16 protein-coding genes and 1 pseudogene are annotated in these 21,684 nt (G+C 34.4%); 12 read left to right on the top strand and 5 right to left on the bottom strand.

Going from position 1 to position 21,684, the window contains the following annotated elements:
• Positions 1-45: 45 nt before the first annotated feature.
• The 3 genes from ALGA_RS04820 to ALGA_RS04810 all read right to left on the bottom strand — a co-directional run bounded on the left by ALGA_RS04820 (position 46) and on the right by ALGA_RS04810 (position 8,321).
• A complete protein-coding gene (locus ALGA_RS04820; protein ID WP_096428252.1) occupies positions 46-5,499 on the bottom strand; it encodes a leucine-rich repeat protein in 5,454 nt (1,817 codons plus the stop codon).
• A gap of 158 nt (positions 5,500-5,657) precedes the next feature.
• Positions 5,658-6,308, bottom strand: coding sequence for a response regulator (locus ALGA_RS04815; protein ID WP_197705707.1), 651 nt, complete (start codon positions 6,306-6,308; stop codon positions 5,658-5,660).
• 6 nt (positions 6,309-6,314) lie between these two features.
• Entirely contained in the window at positions 6,315-8,321 is a 2,007-nt protein-coding gene (locus ALGA_RS04810) for a tetratricopeptide repeat-containing sensor histidine kinase (RefSeq protein WP_096428251.1), read from the bottom strand.
• A gap of 208 nt (positions 8,322-8,529) precedes the next feature.
• Here ALGA_RS04810 and ALGA_RS04805 point away from each other — a divergent pair, with 208 nt between their 5' ends.
• The 10 genes from ALGA_RS04805 (at position 8,530) to ALGA_RS23055 (ending at position 15,320) form a co-directional block, all read left to right on the top strand.
• Positions 8,530-8,955 (top strand): hypothetical protein, encoded by a 426-nt coding sequence (locus tag ALGA_RS04805; protein ID WP_096428250.1) that lies wholly within the window; start codon positions 8,530-8,532, stop codon positions 8,953-8,955.
• 649 nt (positions 8,956-9,604) lie between these two features.
• A complete protein-coding gene (locus ALGA_RS04800) occupies positions 9,605-10,042 on the top strand; it encodes an Hsp20/alpha crystallin family protein (protein WP_096433418.1) in 438 nt (145 codons plus the stop codon).
• A 79-nt stretch (positions 10,043-10,121) separates the two neighbouring features.
• Positions 10,122-10,562 carry an Hsp20/alpha crystallin family protein gene (locus ALGA_RS04795; RefSeq protein WP_096428249.1) on the top strand — a complete coding sequence of 147 codons (441 nt, stop codon included), beginning with the start codon at positions 10,122-10,124 and terminating at the stop codon, positions 10,560-10,562.
• Positions 10,563-10,593: 31 nt separating this feature from the next.
• Positions 10,594-11,046 carry a hypothetical protein gene (locus ALGA_RS04790; protein WP_096428248.1) on the top strand — a complete coding sequence of 151 codons (453 nt, stop codon included), beginning with the start codon at positions 10,594-10,596 and terminating at the stop codon, positions 11,044-11,046.
• A gap of 7 nt (positions 11,047-11,053) precedes the next feature.
• The gene (locus tag ALGA_RS04785) at positions 11,054-11,299 is read left to right on the top strand and encodes a hypothetical protein (RefSeq protein WP_096428247.1); all 246 of its coding nucleotides are present in this window, start codon (positions 11,054-11,056) and stop codon (positions 11,297-11,299) included.
• Positions 11,300-11,542: 243 nt separating this feature from the next.
• Positions 11,543-12,475 carry a DnaJ C-terminal domain-containing protein gene (locus ALGA_RS04780; RefSeq protein WP_096428246.1) on the top strand — a complete coding sequence of 311 codons (933 nt, stop codon included), beginning with the start codon at positions 11,543-11,545 and terminating at the stop codon, positions 12,473-12,475.
• Between the two features lie 33 nt (positions 12,476-12,508).
• Positions 12,509-12,808 carry a thioredoxin gene (trxA, locus tag ALGA_RS04775; RefSeq protein WP_096428245.1) on the top strand — a complete coding sequence of 100 codons (300 nt, stop codon included), beginning with the start codon at positions 12,509-12,511 and terminating at the stop codon, positions 12,806-12,808.
• Positions 12,809-13,041: 233 nt separating this feature from the next.
• On the top strand, positions 13,042-13,728 hold the full coding sequence (locus ALGA_RS04770; protein WP_096428244.1) for a CPBP family intramembrane glutamic endopeptidase: 687 nt from the start codon (positions 13,042-13,044) through the stop codon (positions 13,726-13,728).
• Positions 13,729-14,327: 599 nt separating this feature from the next.
• Positions 14,328-14,717, top strand: coding sequence for a hypothetical protein (locus tag ALGA_RS04765; RefSeq protein ID WP_096428243.1), 390 nt, complete (start codon positions 14,328-14,330; stop codon positions 14,715-14,717).
• Positions 14,718-15,071: 354 nt separating this feature from the next.
• Positions 15,072-15,320: a hypothetical protein gene (locus ALGA_RS23055; RefSeq protein WP_162845347.1), complete on the top strand. Its 249-nt coding sequence runs from the start codon at positions 15,072-15,074 to the stop codon at positions 15,318-15,320.
• Here ALGA_RS23055 and ALGA_RS04760 read toward each other — a convergent pair.
• Together ALGA_RS04760 and ALGA_RS04755 are read right to left on the bottom strand one after the other, a co-directional pair.
• A pseudogene (locus tag ALGA_RS04760) lies at positions 15,247-15,825 on the bottom strand (IS1595 family transposase); the annotation flags it as partial. The gene ALGA_RS23055 and the pseudogene ALGA_RS04760 sit on opposite strands and share 74 nt — an antisense overlap.
• 155 nt (positions 15,826-15,980) lie before the next feature.
• Complete coding sequence (locus tag ALGA_RS04755; RefSeq protein ID WP_096428242.1) at positions 15,981-16,859, bottom strand: helix-turn-helix domain-containing protein; 879 nt, start codon at positions 16,857-16,859, stop codon at positions 15,981-15,983.
• 364 nt (positions 16,860-17,223) lie between these two features.
• Here ALGA_RS04755 and ALGA_RS04750 point away from each other — a divergent pair, with 364 nt between their 5' ends.
• Positions 17,224-20,166, top strand: coding sequence for a SusC/RagA family TonB-linked outer membrane protein (locus ALGA_RS04750; RefSeq protein ID WP_096428241.1), 2,943 nt, complete (start codon positions 17,224-17,226; stop codon positions 20,164-20,166).
• Positions 20,167-20,182: 16 nt separating this feature from the next.
• On the top strand, positions 20,183-21,649 hold the full coding sequence (locus ALGA_RS04745; RefSeq protein ID WP_096428240.1) for a RagB/SusD family nutrient uptake outer membrane protein: 1,467 nt from the start codon (positions 20,183-20,185) through the stop codon (positions 21,647-21,649).
• Positions 21,650-21,684: the final 35 nt, after the last annotated feature.

Here is a 21,684-nt window from a genome sequence, read left to right as displayed (position 1 = left end):
CCATTTAGCCCCTCCTTTCCTGATTCCATTAATAATTATCAGATGTTACAATTTAATAATTTTAGTCCTTCTGTTATCTACAATAATAAAGTATATTCCTGCATTCCAGTTGGCTACAGAAATACTCATTTTACTACCATAGTCACTATTTGAATAAATAATTTGACCTGAATTATTATAAATAGAGATCTTATGCTCTTTACTATAGTCTGCATTATCGAAATCTATAGTAAGAATATCTCTAACAGGATTTGGATACACACTATATTCTGTATTGGTATTTATTTCTATGCCTGTAGTTATATCATATTGGGCAGTAACGGTAATATTATCTGTTATATCATCAAAGATTACATCCCAAGCTGTAAAAGTATATCCGGTACGAATAGGGTTTGAAGGAGCCGAAGCAGCATTACCATATTCTACATTTTCTGATGCTAATTGAGTACCGTCCCAATCTTCAAAAGTTACCGTGTAGGTATTAATGGTGTATTGTGCTGTTACGGTACTGTCTTCTGTAATATTACTATAATCACTATTCCAATCAGTAAAAGTATATCCGATACGAATAGGGTTTGAAGGAGCCGAAGCAGCATTACCATATTCTACATTTTCTGATGCTAATTGAGTACCGTCCCAATCTTCAAAAGTTACCGTGTAGGTATTAATGGTGTATTGTGCTGTTACGGTACTGTCTTCTGTAATATTACTATAATCACTATTCCAATCAGTAAAAGTATATCCGATACGAATAGGGTTTGAAGGAGCCGAAGCAGCATTACCATATTCTACATTTTCTGATGCTAATTGAGTACCGTCCCAATCTTCAAAAGTTACCGTGTAGGTATTAATGGTGTATTGTGCTGTTATCGTCATATTTGCTGTTACATTACTGAAATCGCTATCCCAACCGGTAAAGGTATATTCGGTACGGGTGGGGTCTGAAGGAGCAAAAGCTGCACTACCATATTCCACACTTTCTGATGCTAATTGAGTAGCATCCCAATCTTTAAAAGTTACCGTGTAAGTAGTAGTGATGGTGTATTGAGCCGTAATAGTAATATCTTCTGTAATATTATTATAATCGCTATCCCAACCCGTAAAAGTATATCCGCTGCGGGTAGGATCTGAAGGAGCCGAAGCGTCACTTCCATAATTTACGCTAACTGATGTTAGTTCTGTTCCGTCCCAATCTTCAAAAGTTACCGTGTAGGTATTAATGGTGTATTGTGCTGTTACCGTCATATTTGCTGTTACATTACTGTAATCGCTATCCCAACCGGTAAAGGTATATTCGGTACGGGTGGGGTCTGAAGGAGCAAAAGCTGCACTACCATATTCCACACTTTCTGATGTAAGCAATGTACCGTCGTAATCTTCAAAGCTTACTGTGTATGTATTAATTAGATACTCTGCAGTAACGGTAATATTATCTGTTATATTATCAAAGGTTACATCCCATCTGGTAAAGGTATAACCTGTACGTGTTGGGTTTGACGGCGCAATAGCAGCTGCATTATAGTTAATGATTTGTGATTCAAGCAATGTGCCATCATAATTCTCGAACCTTACTGTGTATGTATTAATAACAAGCTCTGCTGTAACAATAGTATTAGCTGTTATATTATCAAAGGCTACATCCCAACCAGTAAATGTATAAGCTGTACGTGTTGGGTTTGAAGGAGCCGTGGCAGCTGAACCATATTCAACACTTTCGGACTTCAGCAATGTGCCATCATAATTCTCGAACCTTACTGTGTATGTATTAATAACAAGCTCTGCTGTAACAATAGTATTAGCTGTTATATTATCAAAGGCTACATCCCAACCAGTAAAGGTATAACCTGTACGTGTTGGATTTGATGGTGCCGTTGCGGCTGAACCATATTCAACACTTTCGGACTTCAGCAATGTGCCGTCGTAATCCTCGAACCATACGGTATATGTATTGATTGAATACTTTGCAGTAACGGTAATATCCTCTGAGATATTTTCAAAGTCTACATCCCAACCAGTAAAGGTATAAGCTGTACGTGTTGGGTTTGAAGGTGCAATAGCATCCGAACTGTAGTTAACACTTTGAGATTTAAGCAATGTACCGTCGTAATCCTCGAACCATACGGTATATGAATTAATTGTAAACTCTGCTGTAACTGTAGTATTAGCAGTAATATTATCAAAGGCTACATTCCATCCGGTTAAGGTATAACCTGTGTGCGTTGAATTTGATGGAGCTGTGGCAGCTGAACCATAATCAACAATTTCCGATTTAAGTAATGTACCGTCGTAATCTTCAAACCTTACGGTATAAGTATTGATTGAATACTCTGCAGTAACCGTAATGTTTGCTGTAATATCATTAAAGGCTACATCCCAAGCTGTAAAGGTATAACCAGTACGTGTTGGGTTTGATGGTGCTGTGGCCGCTGTACCATAATCAACAATTTCCGACTTAAGCGTACCATCGTAGTCTTCAAAGCTTACTGTGTATGTACTAATTATATACTCTGCTTTAACCGTAGTATTTGCTGTTATATTATCAAAGGCTACATCCCAGCCCGAAAAAGTATAACCTGTACGTGTTGGGTTTGAAGGAGCAGTGGCTGAACCTTCAGGTACCACTATTTGAGTTTTTAAAACAGTAGCATCATAATCTACAAAATTTGCAGTATATACTAAGTGGTGGTAGTAGTAAGATGAACTCGATTCTATTTTTGTAATCTCAGTACCTGGTGTATAGTAATAAGACTTATTCCAAATACCTGTGTCTGGCAAATCAATACCTTCATCAGGAACACTGTTAGAAAAAGCACTTTTACCAATCGTAAGAAGTCCAGTGCTCAATACAACACTTTCCATATTGTTATTGCTTCTGAAAGCTTCTGCTTCAATTTTGGTAATGCTATTCGCCATTTCTACAGAAAATAGTTTATTACTGTAGAAAGCTTTTTCACCGATAATTTTAACAACTACTTGTTCGCCGTCTATAGCAAAACTTTCAGGAATAATAATATCGGAAGCTTCTCCAATATAATCAGTTATGGTACCAGTAGTTTCATCAAAAACAATGTCATCGAGCGTTACCGTTTTTTTGTAGCGAGCAAAGCAACCTTCCTCATCATTTAAAAATCCACTACCTGCAATATATACAGTACCATTGTTATCGTAGTAATTAATAAAACCAGTTATGCTACTTGTTGGTAATACGATAGGATCATTTAGGCCATCGTTATAATAAAAAGCAACTTCCCCAATAAATTGAATATTAGATTCACTCTCGAATGTAACAGATGTTAAATCGCCAAAACTAAAAGCATAGCTTCCAATGTATTCAATACTTGCAGGGAAAGTAATCGTTTTTAAATCATTATAAGTAAAAGCAGACCTACCAATATATTTCAAAGTATTAGGAAAAGAAACTTCGTCAACATATGTTGAACTAAAAGCATTAGAATAAATATGTGTTAACGAAGCAGGTAAGTCTATAGAGGATAATCTATGATTACTAAATGCAGAAGAGTCAATTACAGTAATGCTATTAGACAGAAAGTCTATCACACTTTCGGGACCACCATAGGATGTAAGTTTGGTATTGTCCTTTGTACCATCTTCATTTAAGCCATAAAATACACCATCAGAAGCTACACCGTTTACGGATGTAATTTTATTATCTGCAAATGCCCCTCCACGTAATTCCAAACTTTCATTAAGATTTACCTCCGTTATCTGATTACGAGAGAATGCCGCTCGATTCACTAAAACAACGGAATTTGGTATGCTTAGTTTACTGATTTTATTATAGTAAAAAGCACCAAGTCCTATGTCTTCTAGTCCCTCGTTTAAAGTAAGTGTTGTGATATCATTGTATGCAAAAGCCATTGAACCGATTGTTTTAACCGAAGCAGGAATGTTTAGTTCGATAATATCGTTATACGAAAAACATGTAGAAGGTATTTCTGTTATACCTGCAGGGATGGTAATGGTTTTAAGTTTATTTCTACCAAAACATTGTTCACCTAATTCACAACCTTCAGGTATACTAATTTGCGATAGACTATTCCCGTAAAATGCCTTTTCACCCATTTTTTGTATGGTTTCTGGCAATACAACAGAACTAATACTTGAACCGGTAAATATAGAACTTTCAAAGGTGTTGTCTGCAATTTCGGTAATAGCATATATGCTACCATCAACAGTAAAGCTTTCAGGAATAACGATATCAGTAGCTGTACCAATATAATTACTAATACTTCCGGTTGTGCTATTAAAGGTTACATCATCAATCGTTAATGTGGCTACTATTTTAGCACGATAAGCTATTGTAAAATCAGTAATATTTTCTCCTACTAGGTACTCAACTCCATTTTCATCGGCATATGAATTACATTGAGCATTAGCATGCGTTGGCATTTTAATGGCAGTTAATAAAGCATTATTGCTAAATGCATTTGCACTTATAGATTCAAGATGACTATTTGCTTCAAATGTAACAGAGCTGAGTTCATTACTTGAAAATGCGGTAGGTTGAATAGATGTTACACTTGCTGGTATGGTAAGTGTAACTAGTTTATTGTTTTGAAAGGCATAATACCCGATTTCTTCTAAACCTTCATTTAATGTTAATGAGGAGATTTCATTATTTTGAAATGACCCCAATGAAATAGTTTTTAAACTATTAGGTAGTGTAACTGAAGTTAATAGGTTGCCCTTAAATGCATCATTTTTAATGCTTGTCACTCCTTCAGGTATGTCAATTGACGTCAGTAGATTATTTTCAAAAGCATAATACCCAATGCTTGTTAGGTTTTCAGAAAGCGTTACCGATGTTAGTTTATTGTCTGAAAACACGCGACTGTGAAATGTCGTAACACTATTGGGTAAAACAAGCGTTGTTAATTCGTTTCCCTGAAATGCACCATCGTGTAATTCTACAACGCCGTCGGGTATTTCTACCGAGGTGAGCCCACAATTGGCAAAGGCATAGGATTGAATAACAGTAACGGTACTAGGAATAAAGTCAATTTCCGTGGCTGTTCCTCCAAAACATACGAGTTGGGTATTATCTTCGGTTCCATCCGCATTTAATCCTAAGAAAATACCATTAGAAGCTTTTCCATTAATTTCGGTAATGCTATTATCGGAAAAAGCACCTTTCCCTAATTCTGTCAAGTTGGGTGGCAGAGTAACCGATGTAAGCAAGTTATCGGCAAAAGATAGAAACTTTATTGATGTAAGTGTATTGGGGAAACTAACGCTAGTCAGTCCCTTATTTCTAAAAGTATAATATTGTATGCTCTTTACTGTTACCACTGTACTATTTACCGTAAAGCTTTCGGGTATAATAATGTCAGTAGCGGTGCCGCTATAGCTGGTGATTTCACCATTTACAGCATCAAAGCTAATATCATCAATAGTAATGGTTGTTTGAGCGTAAGTTGTGCCACTTAATGTAAGCAGCAAAACAAAAATAAATTGTGATAAGAGTATACGTTTATTCATATTTTTAAATTGTGTGGTTAATATTACCTATGGAAGATACCCATGTGAATAGTTTATATTTAGTTTATTTTTCACCTCAAAAATCAATGTAAGCCATAATTATTTTTATTCTAATTGATGATTGTGATAATGTATTATATGCTGATAACTAGAATGATTCAATATTCTAAGAGATTATTTTTAATGGCCATTTTTATTAAGCCTGCTACATTTTTTACATTCAATTTTGAGAACATATTTTTACGATGTGATTCAACAGTATTCTGACTTATAAAAAGGTGGTCTGCAATTTCTTTTGTTGTGTATTCATCTCCTATTAATTTAAGAACTTCTTTTTCTCGCTTACTTAGTTCTGGAATGGAAGAATAATCACTCTTACATGAACCTTCATTGTATATGTCACTTACCTCTTTAGAGAAATAGTTTTCTCCGCCAACAATAGTTTTTACTGCTATTAATAGCTCTTCTTTTTCTGCATTTTTTAATAGATAACCATTTATATTTTGCTTTATTAACTTCGAAATTATTTGTGCATCACTATGCATACTTAAAACCAGCGTATATATGCTTGGATACATTTTCTGTATGCTTGCAACTAAGCTACTTCCATCAATATCAGGCATACTTAGGTCGGTTATTACAATATCTGGTTGTTTGGTATTAATAATATCTAAAGCTATTTTGGCATTAGAAGCTGCTCCAACAACCTCTATGTTTTTTTCATTTGCAAACAGCGATTGTAAACCCTCCAAAAACATCAAATGATCATCAACAAGTAATACTTTAATTCTATTCATTTTTTCTATCATAAAGATCTAATTAAGAGGAATTTCAATATTTACCAGGGTCCAGTTTCCTAGGGATGATTCTATTCTGCAAATACCATTTAAGGCTGCAATTCTAGAGCGGATGTTTTTTAAGCCTATTCCATTAGTAGCTTTAGTAGTATCAAAGCCCAAACCGTTGTCTTCGAGCATTACATTCAGATATTTATCGGCTCGGAGTATTTGTATATCAACAACATCGGCTTTTGAATATTTAATCACATTACTCACTAACTCTTGAATTATTCGATATAATTCAATTTTAAGCTCATTAGGCAATTTGTCTAGCTCTGCTTCGGGATAAAGATTTAGGTTAAGCTTTACCATTTTGCCCACTAATATTTCATTCAAAAACTTTTTCACCAAATAAGAAAACGAATGATTTTGTATTTTAACCGAGATGAGATTATGAGAAATATCCCTAATCTCTTTGCACGTATCATCAATGTTGCGCATAACAGCTTTCAATTTTTCATCGGAATTACCACCAATTATATTGGCTAAATTCAGTTTAATACTAGCTAGGTTTCCTCCTATACCATCGTGTAACTCTTGAGCTATTCGTTTGCGCTCATTAGCCCGCCCTTCAATCTCTGATTTAATTGCATTCACTTCCTGTTCTTGTAGTAATGAATAAATTTTCTGCTTATTTATTTCTTCAATTTTATGCGCTAACAGCTGTTTACTATTCAGCTTCTGTCTGTAAAATAGGACTAAAACAAACACTGCTATAACACTTAATATTGACACAATTATGGTTGCATTTCGTATAGTTATATTGTTTTTAAGATCACGTTCATTAACCTGTAATTCTTTTTCTTGTAGTTCTCTCTCTTTTTTCAACAATAATATTTCGTTCTCTTTTCTTCCTGCTTCAAATTCAGCCAATAAATTTTCATTGTATTTTACTTTATCAATAGTGAACAGACTATCTTTTAGGGAAGTGTATTTTTGATGGTACTGCAGTGCCTTCTTATAATATTCTTTTTTTGTATAAATATCACTTAGGCAAGAGTATGCTAATAAAAGCTGATCGTTTGTTTCTGTTTCAATTGAAAAAACAATGGATTTATTGAAGAAGTGTATTGCCTCATCATAATTTGGCATTGCTTTGTAAGCAGAAGCAATACTCAAATAGGTGTGTGCTAAATCCCGTTTGTTATTTTCGCCCTCTTCAAATTCGGCGATCTCAAATAAATATTTCAAGCCTTTTTTATAGTCCAAATTATCTATCAGTTCGTTTGCGATATTTTGCAATACATCATTTCTATAGTAATCGGCTAAATTATTATCGTCACATACTTTTAAGGCCTTCTGATAATAGATCATCGCTAAACTATCCTGATCCTTGTCTTTATAGGTGCCTCCAATATTAAGCAGTATAACTTGTTTTCCAATGGTGTCATTTTCTAGTTCATAGCTCTTAAACAAATATTGTAATGCTTGGTCATACTTCTTCATATTTGAAACTACAACAGCTAAGTTTGAATATACATCAGCTAAACGAGTTGATTCGATTCTTTCCGCTATTTCAATTCCTTGCGTATAGATCTCAATCGACTTTTCATATTGACTAAGATTTTTATAGACTATCCCTAATTCGTTTAGTACGAGTACCTGTCTGTCTTCATTTTCTAATTCATTGTAAAAAGACAAAGCCTTATCATGATATTTAATAGCCGTTCTATTTTCTCCTTTAATTCTGCTGTAAAATCCCAAACAGTAATTACCAAAAGCGGATACCTTAAGACTATTCTCTTGATTTAGTAAAAGTGCTTGTTCTACATTTAATTTTGCTTGCTCTGCACTATCTGTAATTAAATAGGGGAAAGTACTAACCAATGAGTCCACTATAGATATCGATAAAGTATCTTTGGCTTCTTCTGCATGAACTGTCTTGATACCAATACTTACTAACAGAAGTGCCATTATAATGGGTCTATTAGTAAGCAATAGAAAAGCCACTACTTTGTTCAAAATGGTTTTAGAAAATAACATGACGCAAAAGTATCTTTTTATATGACTATTCTTGTCACGGTTTTCCGTGATTTAAGCCTAACAAAATTCACTTTTAAAATAAAATGATTTTCATTTTTATGTATGCTTAAAACCGCTAAATTTAAAACTTAATTGAGCCGTTTAATAAGTTTTTAGACAGACTGTAGTTACCAGTCATTGCACTCAATAAATATATTAAAAACACGTCATGGAAAAGAGAGTGAAATTATTAGCCATAATACCTGCCATTTGGGCAAGTCTTTTTGATATAGTGATAACGACTATTTACCAGCCAACAGAATATTGGAATGGAAATTTGAATCTTGCTAACGAAGCTAATCCTATTGGGGCTTTTGTCATGAAAAATCATGTCTCGGGATTATTTGTTATCTCTGTTTTATGGTTGATTTTGATTGCAATCTTGGGATATTATCTGCCTAAAAAGATATCGAGAGTTTTTCTGTTATTCATTTTGATTGTTCATAGCTGGGCTGGTTCGACTTGGATAAGTGGGCACTTTGGATTTTGGTTTGTGATGATCTTTCTTCTATTTAATTCAATCTTATATCTTAAAATTGACGATATGATTAACCTTTATAAAAAACGAATAATACCAGTAGTTGTGAAGAGTTGATGAAAGTAGAGAAGAGCGTAACACTTAAAAAGGTTTGTTTGAATGATTTGAAATGTTAGATGGTATGAGCAACGAAATGGTAATAAAAGCTAAATTATCATGGGCGTTGACCCCGATGTGTTTCTAAATCGCCACCTTTGGGTAGCTGCAAACCGCTGTATGCAAGGCCGACCAAATACACAGAAGTAATCTGACTGGAAATTTGAAAAAAGGATAGATTATATTGATTCATTTATTGAAGGTTGGTGCAAGAAAAAAATAGTTTTGCCAGCTCGCTTCTGTCCTTTGGGACAGCTAAGAAAACCTAAGCATATTTCACATATTTGCAAATCGTATTGACTGACACACAGATCAATACTTCCTCCTCAAATTATAATTTGACATTTGTTTTTTTTGATCTAAAATGACAAAATAGCAAATGTAAGATGTCTTGAAAAACGTAAAAATGACATGATGACACATGTAAATTCAGTGCCTGTCATAATAACATCTTTTTTCAAATCTGCTGCTGTTTCAATTTACGTATATCATTCAGTAATTCAGTATTTTACGTAATCTATTCCATGTGGTTCTATTCCATTTTGGCATGTCATTTGAAAAATAGTTAATGTAAATGTATTGTTTAACTAAAAGTATGGAGGATAAAATTATGTCTCTAGTAAGATTTTCAAACCAAATGCCTGGTTTGTTCGACCGCTTTTTAGAAAATGATTTATTTGATTGGTCGAACCGCAATTATTCAAACACTAACACTACGCTTCCTGCTGTAAATATCAAGGAAGATGAAAATGGTTTCGAAGTTGAAATGTCAGCACCAGGTTTGGACAAAAAAGATTTTAAAATCGAATTAAACAACAGTGTGTTGACCATTTCTTCAGCAAAAAAGGCAGAAAACGAAACCAAAGAAGGTGAAAAGTTTTCGCGCAGAGAGTTTAGCTATCAATCGTTTAGTCGTTCATTCACCCTTCCTGAAACAGCTGAAGGGGACAAAGTTGGGGCTAAATATGAAAATGGAATCTTAAGAGTAAGCATTCCCAAAAAAGAAGAAGCTAAACCAAAGCCTGTAAAACAAATTGAGATTAAGTAATTAAACTAAATTCAGCCAGCTAATATTTGGCTGGCTGAATCAATGCAAGTAATTATTAATCACTTAGAATTGTACAGCCATGAAACTATTTAAATGGAATATTTCAGATATAAAGCCCAAATTCCCGAATGTAATTGAAAAGTTTTTGGGTAAAAAAATCACCAACGAAGCTGCAAATAACGAATACGTATCTGTAGTTCCTTCGGTAAATATTGCTGATGTTGATAAAGCTTTTGAAGTAAGCCTTGCATTACCTGGTTTAGATAAAAAAGATGTAAAAATTGAAATTCAGAATGATAGTTTAATTGTATCGTCAGAAAAACAGTACGAAAAGGAAGATAAAAACAAAAACTGGATGCGCAGGGAATATGCTTATGCCTCGTTCCAGCGAAAGTTTCAACTTCCGGAAAGTGCTGATCAGGATAAAATACAGGCAGAGATGAAAAATGGAGTTCTATTGATAAAGCTTGCAAAAAAATCGGATTATATCGAAAACAAAAAGCAAATTGTCATCGAATAACAAATTGTGTAACCCTATAAAATGTAAGATTATGAAACGTATATGGTTATTACTCATTGCAGGTACATTAATTACAAGTGCTTGCAATGGACAGGAAAAACAATCAAAAGATAAGAAAGTAAGCGATGTGAAAAATGCACCGAAAGAAGACATCACAGTAAACAAGGAATATGATAAGCATGGCAACCTGATAAAGTACGACTCAACCTATACCTACTTTTATTCAAATATTGAAAACGACACGATTGCAGAAGACAGTATTTTCACAAATTTCAAGAAAATGTTTGAGTTACAGTATCCTTTCTCTAACAAACCATCTTTTGATAACTTTTTCTTCAGGGACAGTTTAATGAAATATGATTTTTACAAGGAAGACTTTTTTATTAAAAGATTTAGGCAAAACATGGAACAAACTGAAAAAATGTTTCAGGAAATGGATTCCCTAAAGAATAATTTTTTCATGGAGCAATTTCATAAAAAATAATTTTGGTATGAATAGGTGTTGTCATGATAACACTAAATATTTATTAGCACTTCAGACAATAGGAATTATTGCCGGATGTAAGAATAAAAACGAAAAGCCCGAAACCACTCAGGCTGGTGAGAAAGTACGCATGGAAAAGCCAGGCAAGCTGGGCATGTCGCAAGATTCTCTATATGGGAAGGTCAACGAAGAAGCAATCAATTCACTTGAGTCAGAAAAATCTGAATTAGTTGAAGAAGCGGTTTCTTCTTAGGAAAATGTAAATAATGTATTGTCTGCGATCGAACTTGGCGAGAGGATATTGAAATAGCTTGTTTGTTAAAGGGGATTGTTTTAATAAAACACAGTCCCTTTTTTAGCAACCTTTAAATTAGTAAATTTATTATAGCCTCTCAAATAGAAATAATTACTCGGCATTATAAAAATTGTTCACAATGTAGGAAGAAAAAGGAGTTGTTAATTGTTGCTCAACTATCAAATAATTGCACCAGAAATTATGGAATACAAAGATTACTACCAAATACTTGGAGTAAATAAAAAAGCCTCTCAGCAAGAGATTAAAAAGGCTTACCGTAAGCTTGCAATAAAGTATCATCCTGACAAAAACAAGGGGGACAAGGCGGGGGAGGAAAAGTTTAAAGAGCTTGGCGAGGCGAAGGAGGTATTGAGTGACCCGGAGAAACGCAAATTGTATGACGAATTAGGTTCAAATTGGAAACAATATCAACAAGCTGGTTATAATCCGAGTGCAGGTAGGAGGTATCAACAACAGGGTAGTCAGTACCATACTTTTGAAGGAGACCCTTCCGGATTTTTTGGCGGAGGCTCTGGTTTTTCCGATTTCTTTGAATCATTCTTTGGAAGCGGTTCTGATAGAGCTAGCGGATTTAGAGGCTCACATGGTTTTGGCGGTGTTAATGCCAATATTCCGGGCAGCGATTTATCAGGTGAAATAAGAATTTCGATTCAGGAAGCTTTTTCAGGTACCGAACGGATTTTGGATACAGGAACAGGAAAATTAAAAGTTAAAATTAAGCCCGGTGCTTATGATGGATTAAAACTACGGGTAAAAGGGAAAGGCGAAAAGGGAAAAGGTGGACAGGACGGAAACCTCTACCTGACCATTAAAGTTCAGACCAATAGTATTTACGAGCGCAAAGGCAACGATTTGTATATGGAAGTTCCGATCGACCTTTGTATAGCCCTTTTGGGAGGTAAGCAGGAAGTTCAAACCCTTTCGGGAAAAGTGAGTGTGAGCGTAAAAGAGGGTACACAAAACGGAAAGCAATTACGGCTTAAAGGAAAAGGGATGCCTGCTTATGGCAAAAACATACAAGGAGATTTATATGTGAAACTATTTGTGAAATTACCCGAAAAATTAAATGCGAAACAAAAAGAACTGGTAAAACAATTAAGAGATAGCTTTTAGTAACAAAGTGCATAGCGTTCAAAACATTAAACAATGAAAGAGAATTTTCAAAATATTATTAACAGCAGCCAGCAGACACTGGTGGATTTTTATGCCGATTGGTGTGGACCTTGCAAAAGTCAGACTCCTATACTGAAAGAGCTCGCTGCCACAATTAAGGGAAAAGCACGCATCATAAAAATTAATGTCGATAATAACCAGGCCCTGGCAGCAAAATTCCAGGTGCGTGGAGTGCCCACACTCATTTTATTTAAAAATGGTCAGGTGGTTTGGAGGCAATCGGGTGTAGCCACAAAACAACAGCTATCTGATTTAATAAACCAAAATTTATAAAATACAGAATTTCATGAAACTGAAAAATTAATGGAAATTCAAGTTGATCATATCATGCAGAATAAAAACGAATTTATTGACAGATAAAATAAAGCTAGAATCGCTAAGAATGTTTAATTCATATGGGTTTAAGAGGTTTTTGAGTCTTATCACCCGCATTAATTTTGGGTGGTAATTCGGAAGCTGAAAATTTACCGTTGGTCAGAATAAGATTAACAATTCAAAACCAAAATATGGGCATTAGAAATTACATAGGCATTAAATCATTAACTGCGGAAAGAAAGAAACCTTTGATTTTTGCAGTTATATTCTTCATTGTTTTCTTCTGTGCGCTTATTCTTGGCTCGGAAATACAGAAGACATTGAATTTGGATTTAAAGATGGGATGGGGCCAGGATATTGTAAGTGCCGCAGCAGTAATTCTTTTAGCCTTCTTTTTCAAAGCACCTAAACAACTATTGGCATTAGAAAAACCTAAACATAAAAATTGGTTGAAATACACGATTATTATTGGTGTTGCAATTGCCTTATGGAATTTTGGTAATCAAATTTTATCAGACGATCCAAATTTCAACCGTGGGCTTGAGTATTACCTATTTGAGCTAACAATGCCAAGCATTGCAGAAGAAATTGGTCTAAGAGGTGCGGTACTTGGTTTTTTATTGTACTATGCTAAGCAATCCTGTTTTTCAAATGCTAAAATATGGCTAATTATAGTCATAATGGCGATACTTTTTGGAATTGCTCATCTATTAGGTGCGGAAAGTTTTATAGAAGGATTAAAAGCATTTCTTATGACATTTTCTGCCGGACTCGGATTAAGTTGGTTGAGAATTAAGACAGGTTCAATATTTCCCGGAATAATTGCACATAGTATAATGAATGTTTTTGATAATATGTTGGGGTATTTATTGTGGTAATGAAAATGACTATCTGCTAACTATTAAGCGTTTGTGTGTTAAGAACTTCCCAGTAGGGACGATGGGTTGACTTAATCATGTTTTTCTATCTCAAGAACGACTTTATGGAGTTAAATTAAAGAAAAATTAAATTTTAAGCACTTTAAAGAATTTCCAATAGCAATTAGCGTGTGGTTTATCTCATTTAGTAACTCAGCAAGCCAAATAGGCTAAACACCTTCATTATTTATATCCTTTCTTTATTTAACAACACAAGCTTTCGATAATAAAATAATATGTAAATTTATTGGGCTTGATTTCTTGCGCTTTGACATGGCCTCTTTTTGAATTCGCCCAAGAAATTTAGCAAGGCCGTCAGACTGTTTAAAAAGTAAAACTAATTCGTAATTTATTAAGGTAGTGGTCTGTGAAAATAAAGAAATGCAACAAGTAAAAATGCAATTCTAAGGCAGAATAAGGTAATTTAACTTGAAAATACGCCCAATGTAACGAAGGAACATAAAAGTAATGTTAGCAGTACAATTAACCACGGAATTAGAAGATTGTCGGTAGGAGATAAGCAATTTTAAAACGAATAATCATTAGTTAATAAACATCGTATGGATCTAATCATTAATGGCAAACGGGTTGATAAATCTCAACTATTATATTTTTTGGAAAATCAGCAAAAGCTGGTTGCGGTAAAATTCATTAAAGATCGAACAAATATCGGTTTGCAAGAATGTAAAGAAATTGTCGATAATTTAGAATTAAATCCAGACTATTATAATGGGGTAGAAGGGATTATAAAAATAAACCGCAATTTCCATGAGTACGAAACGTCTGATTTGAAACCGAATTCTATCCAAGATTTGAAAGAGCCAGAAGTGACAAAAACTCGCAAAGGGAATTACCTAAAGGATAAGGCTGATACAAAATACGATGCTTACATTATTTTATTTATCGTGTTTGTTGTGATTGTTACAGCTTACATTTATTACAATAAATAAAAGCTTTTTGACTAAAATAAGATTATTAAAAAAACAGAGAGTGTTTTTGCAGGAGTATCCGTTTTAGCGAAGGTCACAAAAGGAACCATTGTACTTTAGGGCAATATTTAATAAAAAATGGCGGTCAAATTAATTGACCGCCATTTTGATTTTATTTGAAGTTGAATTACTTAACTTCTTCAAAACTAACGGACGCTAGTTATCAGTCTCTTATGGTATTGTCGTACAAATTTGGTACAAATGAGCACTTTTTCATTATTACCGTGAAACTGTTGTTACCATACAAATTTATACAAAATATAGATTCAAATTAGCTTCACCACTATGAAATAAGCAAACTACAAAAAAATAAAAATGGAATACAAAACTATGAACCGAAAAGAGCTTGTCATGGAATTAGATATTTCCACTTCAACTCTTTGCAAAAAAATGAAAAAACTTGATCCTGTCTTTTTGGAACACATCAAAGGACATAATCTCTTACTTGAAAACAAAGTCAAATTCATTCAAAAAAATGTGGAATGGAGAGTCAAATGGGAAATTGGCATACTCGATAAAAAACACACCAGTAATAAAACACATCAAAATAACGATCGATATTAAACTCACTTATCCAAGAATATGTCGTTCTAATCCAATATTTCACTTGATGTATTACTGTGTGTAATGCTTTGAAGTTGATTCCGCCAGCACTTTCTATTTGTGTGATATCGTAATCTTTAAACAAAGGACGATAGCCTTTCCATAAATCTGTTGTTACTCTTGCTTGTTTGTCTATGTGTTTCGTGAATATTTTTTCTAGTTCTTTAGACGAATAATTATCAATCTTTTGAGCGTACATTCGTTTGATTTTCCCCCTGCCTGTAAGCTGTACTGCACAAACAACTTTCTTTTGCTATTATAGTTTCTTCCGACTTTACCTTTTTCCTTACCTCCAACAACAAACTCATCGACATTTATTTCACCATTCATAGGGTAATTCCCACTTGATTTCATTGCAACACGCACTTTATGCATAAACAAGCGTGCTGTTTTTTTCTGTAACACCATAGCGAACACCCATATAGCTTGCAGATAAACTTTTTGTACTGGTTGGCATTTGACAAATTACCTTGTAATCATGCATGGGTTTTAAAAATCGAGAGGTAGGTTCTTCTATGAAGTTATGTCGTTCTAGAAATTCAGTTTCTACATTTCCTCTGTGAGTATTGATAAATAGAAATAATGATTCAAAGGAGAAAGTAGTATTTTTAACAATGAGTTTTAAAATACATTTCGAGTTCCGTTAAAGTTTGTTCTAAATTCAGAAGGAGTACAATCCTGTCTTTTTTTGAATATCCGGTTAAAGTTAGAAATGTTGTTAAAGCCACAATCGAAACAGACTTCAGCTATACTCTTATCGGTTTCAATTAATAGTTGAGTTGCCATACCGAGGCGAATTTCAATTACGAAATCAACAAATGATTTTCCAGTCCTTTGTTTAATCAGTCTACTAAAAGAAATTACAGTCATGTTTGTCAATTTTGCAGCATCTTCAAGTTTTAATTTTTTGTGATAGTTTTCCTGTACGTATTTATAAATACGTTCAATGCGTTCGCTATTGTGAAAATCACTTTGTCTTTGGAAAGACATATTGGTAAGTGTCTGTTGATCACGAGAAATGGCAAGATCATATAGTAGTGACTGAAATTCCAGATAGCTGTCGAAGCCTCTTTTTTGGCTTAGTGCTAATAGTTTAGGTTCGACCATCTTAATGGTTTCATCAGAAAATAAAACTCCTCTGCTAGCATCGTTTAATAATTCCCTGATTGGTTTAAGCATGTTTCTCTTAAGTATGTTTTCGTCAAAAAGCTCTTTTGGGAACTGAATTGTTATTTCGTGAAGCAATTCTTTGCCTGTGTTTTTATAATTATCCCATCCATGATAAAGGTTCGGGCCAACAATGACTAATTCCTTCTCTCTAATTTCTCCAATGTGATCACCTATAATGCGTTTGCCTCCTTTGGCATTTTGAATATAGGTAATTTCAAATTCCGGATGGAAGTGAATTGGAAATGTGAAAGCATTTCTTTCCCGATCGAATATCAAAAAACAATCACTCCCCTGAAGTGGTGTTATTTCCCTGTGAATCTGGCTTTTCATTTGTCTTGTTTTATAAAATATTACACAAAATGATAAGATAGTATAATAGATGATGCATTAGAAGTATTATAATTGGGTGTAAAATAGTATTTAATTTAGATTTTAACCGATTTTATTGGGTGTTTATTCTTGGGATTGAGATTGGGATTTGTCTCTCGTCAGAGTAATAGTTTGATTATGAAGGTGTTGGAAGTTGATTATTCTGTTGTTAATAATAGTTTAATTAAATGATAATAAAGTATCATGTTTAGATGTAATACTATTTAAGTTGGATTGATTTCACCTTTATATTTGTAATATAATTTGTTTACGAAACTTTATAGGTGTAATTATTTAAGTAATATTCAAGTAAAAAAGATGTTTTATGAAAAGGAATTTGCGATTACTCTTAGTGTTGTTTTTGTTATTCATCTCGTGGGTAACAAATGCGCAACAAAGAACTATTAGTGGTACGGTTTACGACTCAGAGAATGAGACGTTACCGGGTGTTTCCATTGTAGTTGAAGGAATAACCAATGGAACTACAACCGATATTGATGGGAGATTCCAGTTAACGGTTTCTCCTAGTGAAAATGTACTTATTTTTTCATTTGTTGGTTTTGAAACCCAAAAAATCAGCATCCTTGGAAAAGATAATGTTACTGTACGTCTGGTTTCATCAACTCAAGGGTTAGATGAAGTTGTTATTGTAGGTTATGGTTCTGTTAAGAAAAGTGACCTGACGGGTTCTGTTTCGTCTGTAAAGGCTGCAGATATCGCAGCTGTACCAGTAAGTTCAATAGGTCAAGCTCTTCAAGGTAGAGCGAGTGGTGTAAGTGTAACCCAAAACAGTGGTATTCCTGGTGCACCTACTACCATTCGTATTCGAGGAACAAACTCAATCATAGGAGGGAATAAGCCTTTGGTAATTGTTGATGGCTTCCCAGTAGTTGGAGGATTAGAAAATATAAATCCTGCAGATGTTGAAAATATTGAAATATTAAAAGACGCATCTTCTACAGCTATTTATGGCGCCAGAGGTAGTAACGGTGTTATTATTGTAAGCACTAAAAAAGGTAAAGCGGGTAAATTTACTGTTGATATTGATTCTTACTATGGTATCCAAGAACAGTCAAAGAAAATAGACTTATTAAATGCGCAACAGTTTGTTCAAATCGCTAACGAAAGAGCAGTTAATGATGGTTCAGCAGGCTTGTACTTTCCGAACCCGTCAGATGTTACCACCAATACCGATTGGATAGATGAATTATTTGATGCGTCTCCTGTGCAGAGTCATACCATAACTATTACAGCAGGAAACGAGCGTATCAAAACATCGCAATCATTTAATTATTTTAACCAAGATGGTATTCTTAAAAATAGTGGTTTTGAAAGAGCAACCCTTCGTAACAATACGGAAGCAAAAATGAGTGATTGGCTTACTGTAGGCAATAGCTTAATTTTGTCTCGTTCTGATAGACAGTTTAGTGGAGATGGAGGAAATAGAGCCGTTATTGAGGCGCACATAGCCTCTCCAACCGAGTCTGTATATGATGCGGATGGAAATTATAACGATATTACTCTTAATGATTACTCTAGTCTTAGTTATGCGCCTACTGCCTTAGATAACCCAATGAAATGGATAAATGAATATAGTGATGAAATACTTACGACTAAGATTTTTGATAATTTTTATGGCTTGTTTACATTGACTCCTAACTTAACGTTTAAATCTTCAATAGGTGTTGATTATTCTACAGCTCGAAGTAATAGATATTTGTCAAGATTACTTTTAGATGGCACGCCAGGAGGCAAGGCTTATAGAGGTTCATCAGAGAGTTATTCTATCTTAAATGAGAATATACTTAATTACAAAAATGAATTTGGAGATCATAGTGTAAATGCCATTTTAGGGTATAATACACAGACGTTTAAAAGTACATTTATTTCAACTTCATCTTCTGATTTTGTAACTGATTTACTTGGAGCAGAGGTATTACAAGATGGTTCTCTTCCTGGAGTACCAAGATCTGGGAGTTCAGAATGGGGATTGGCATCATTATTAGGTAGGGTTAATTACTCCTATCAAAATAAATATTTGGTGACACTAACAATGCGTTCAGATTGGTCTTCTCGTTTTGTTAAAGGAAAACAAAGAGCTACATTTCCTTCTGCAGCATTTGCTTGGAAAGTGTCTAACGAAGATTTCATGAATGATATCGACTGGATGTCTAACTTAAAGCTTAGAGCTAGTTGGGGTATTACAGGAAATCAAGCGGTTAGTCCATTCCAGACATGGTCAAGTGTTGTATCTGCACCTGTTGTGTTAGGAGGTTCATTAGGTGTTGGTTTTGTGCCAGGAGCACCTGCTAATCCTGATCTAAAGTGGGAGACTACAGATCAATATGATTTTGGAGTAGATTTTGGTATTTTAAATAATAGTGTTCGATTTACTTTTGATTATTATTACAAGAAAACCTCTGATTTATTAGCACAAGTAAATCTACCATCTTCTGTTGGATTTAGCGAAATCACTCAAAATATTGGGGAGATGGAAAATAAAGGAATGGAGTTTAGTATCGATGCTCATATTGTGAAAAGTAAAGATTTAAACTGGAATACATCCTTCCAATTATCAAGAAATAGGAATAAAGTTTTAAAGCTTAGCAAAGGAGCTGATGTATTTCCTGGTCCGGTTAACAATTTAATTTCAGAGTTTCATATTATTAGAGAAGGATTGCCAATGTCATCTTTCTATGGTTATGTGAATGATGGATATGATAGTGAAGGGAATAATCAATATGAAGATGACCCAAGAGTAATTGGGAATCCACATCCAGATTTCACTTTTGGATTTGGTAACACATTGAAGTATAAAAATTTATCATTGAATGTATTTATTGAAGGAGCACAAGGTTTCGATATCGTGTGGGGATCTAAATTTTTGTTAAGAAACTCATTTTCTAGAGGTGCTAATCAGTTAGCAGAGGCGATGAATCACTGGACACCTTCAAATACTGCAGGCGCAACGAGTCCTAAAATACAGAGTAGTGGCGAGTTTAGAGGTTCTACAGAGTTTATTGAAGATGGTTCTTACATTAAAATAAGAACAATAAACTTAGCTTATGATATTCCAACAAATAAAGTGTCTTGGCTAAATAGTGCACAAGTATATATTAATGCTCAAAACTTCTTCACGTTTACTAAGTATTCGGGTTATGATCCAGAAGTTCAGGCTTATGGAGACGGAGATTTACGTTTAGGAGTAGATAACAATGTATACCCGAGTACTAAGACCATATCAATGGGAGTAAGAGTAGGGTTTTAATTAAAAAAGTACAGATATGAAAACAAAGTTTATTTTAATAATTCTTATTGGATTGTCTTTGGCATATACATCTTGTGAAGATGTTTATACAGAAGAACCAAGTTCATTTTTAGCTCCTGAAGAATTGAACTCTGAAGGAGGAGCCTTAGCCTTACTAAAAGGAGCTTATGGAGGTTTACAATTACGTAGCTACTATCAACAAGATTTTTTAATGCAAGCCGAAGTGCGTGGCGAGTATATGTTAGGTACGGGAAGCTGGGCCGATGTTGGTCGATTTGAGCTTATTGCAAGAAGTGTAAGTAGAATCAATGATGCTTGGGATGCGATGTATAATGCCGTAAATAGAGCAAATACAGTTATTGCCTCTGTGCCAACTTTAGATATTGATGAAGCTCTTAAAACACAATATGTGGCAGAGGCAAAAGCTCTGAGAGGATTGCACTATTTTAATATCGTACGTTCTTGGGGAGAGGTGCCTTTACGTCTTGAACCATTAACTAGTTTAAATGGTATTGGATTGGCTAAATCTAGCGTGAGTGATATTTACACTCAGGTTGTTAAAGATTTAACTGATGCTATAAATTCCAATGCATTGCCTGCAAAATTTACAGGTAGTAATCAAGGTAGGTTAGGTTTACATGCTGCGAAGGCAATTTTGGCTCATGTATATTTAACACTTGGGCAATATGCTGAAAGTGCAGCAATCTCTAAGTCTATTATAGATTCTGGTGATTTCCAGTTAGAGCCTGATTTGGCTACTATATTTTCTCCAGAAGATAATGCGACACATTCTGGTGAACTATTATCGATTATTTGGGTTCGAGAAGGCAATAGTGGGATGAGGTTACCTAGCTTCATGCATAGTTCGGCAACGGGGTATTCTTCTGCTGGATGGAGAACATTTACAGGGAATATAAATAGTCCGATGGTTACAAGCTTATGGGATGAAGCCGATTTAAGAAAAAACTTCAACCTATATAATACACCCGAAGAAGTTGCAGTATTAACAGCGGATAGACCCATCTTATTTAAAAAATATATTGATGAAAATGGAGCGGGACAAAACGCCCATGGAAATAATCAATCAATATACAGATATGCGGATGTGTTAACGATGTATGCTTGGGCAGATGCTATGGTAAATGCAAGCCCTAGTACTGATGCATATGAAGCATTAAATCAAGTTCGCCGCAGGGGTTATGGGGTAGATATTACAACACCAAATGCTTCTATTGATTACTCTGGATTAAACCAAGATGAGTTTATGAATGCAGTATGGAACGAAAGGACTTGGGAGTTTATTTTGGAAGGAAAGCGTTGGTACGACTTAAAACTTATGCCTACGGAAAAAGCAATAGGTATTATAACTGATGCTCAGTTGAATGGGTCTTTTACAGATACAGATTGGTTATATCCTATACCACAGCAAGAGATTGATAACAACGATGCATTAACAGAAGCAGATCAAAATCCAGGATATTAGCATTAGTTAAATATGATTAGTTAGAGGTTAGTGAT

This window comes from Labilibaculum antarcticum, from assembly GCF_002356295.1.
Lineage (GTDB): Bacteria > Bacteroidota > Bacteroidia > Bacteroidales > Marinifilaceae > Labilibaculum > Labilibaculum antarcticum.
The sequence above is the reverse complement of the archived record's forward strand: the minus strand, read 5'-3'. Positions and strand labels throughout refer to the sequence as shown.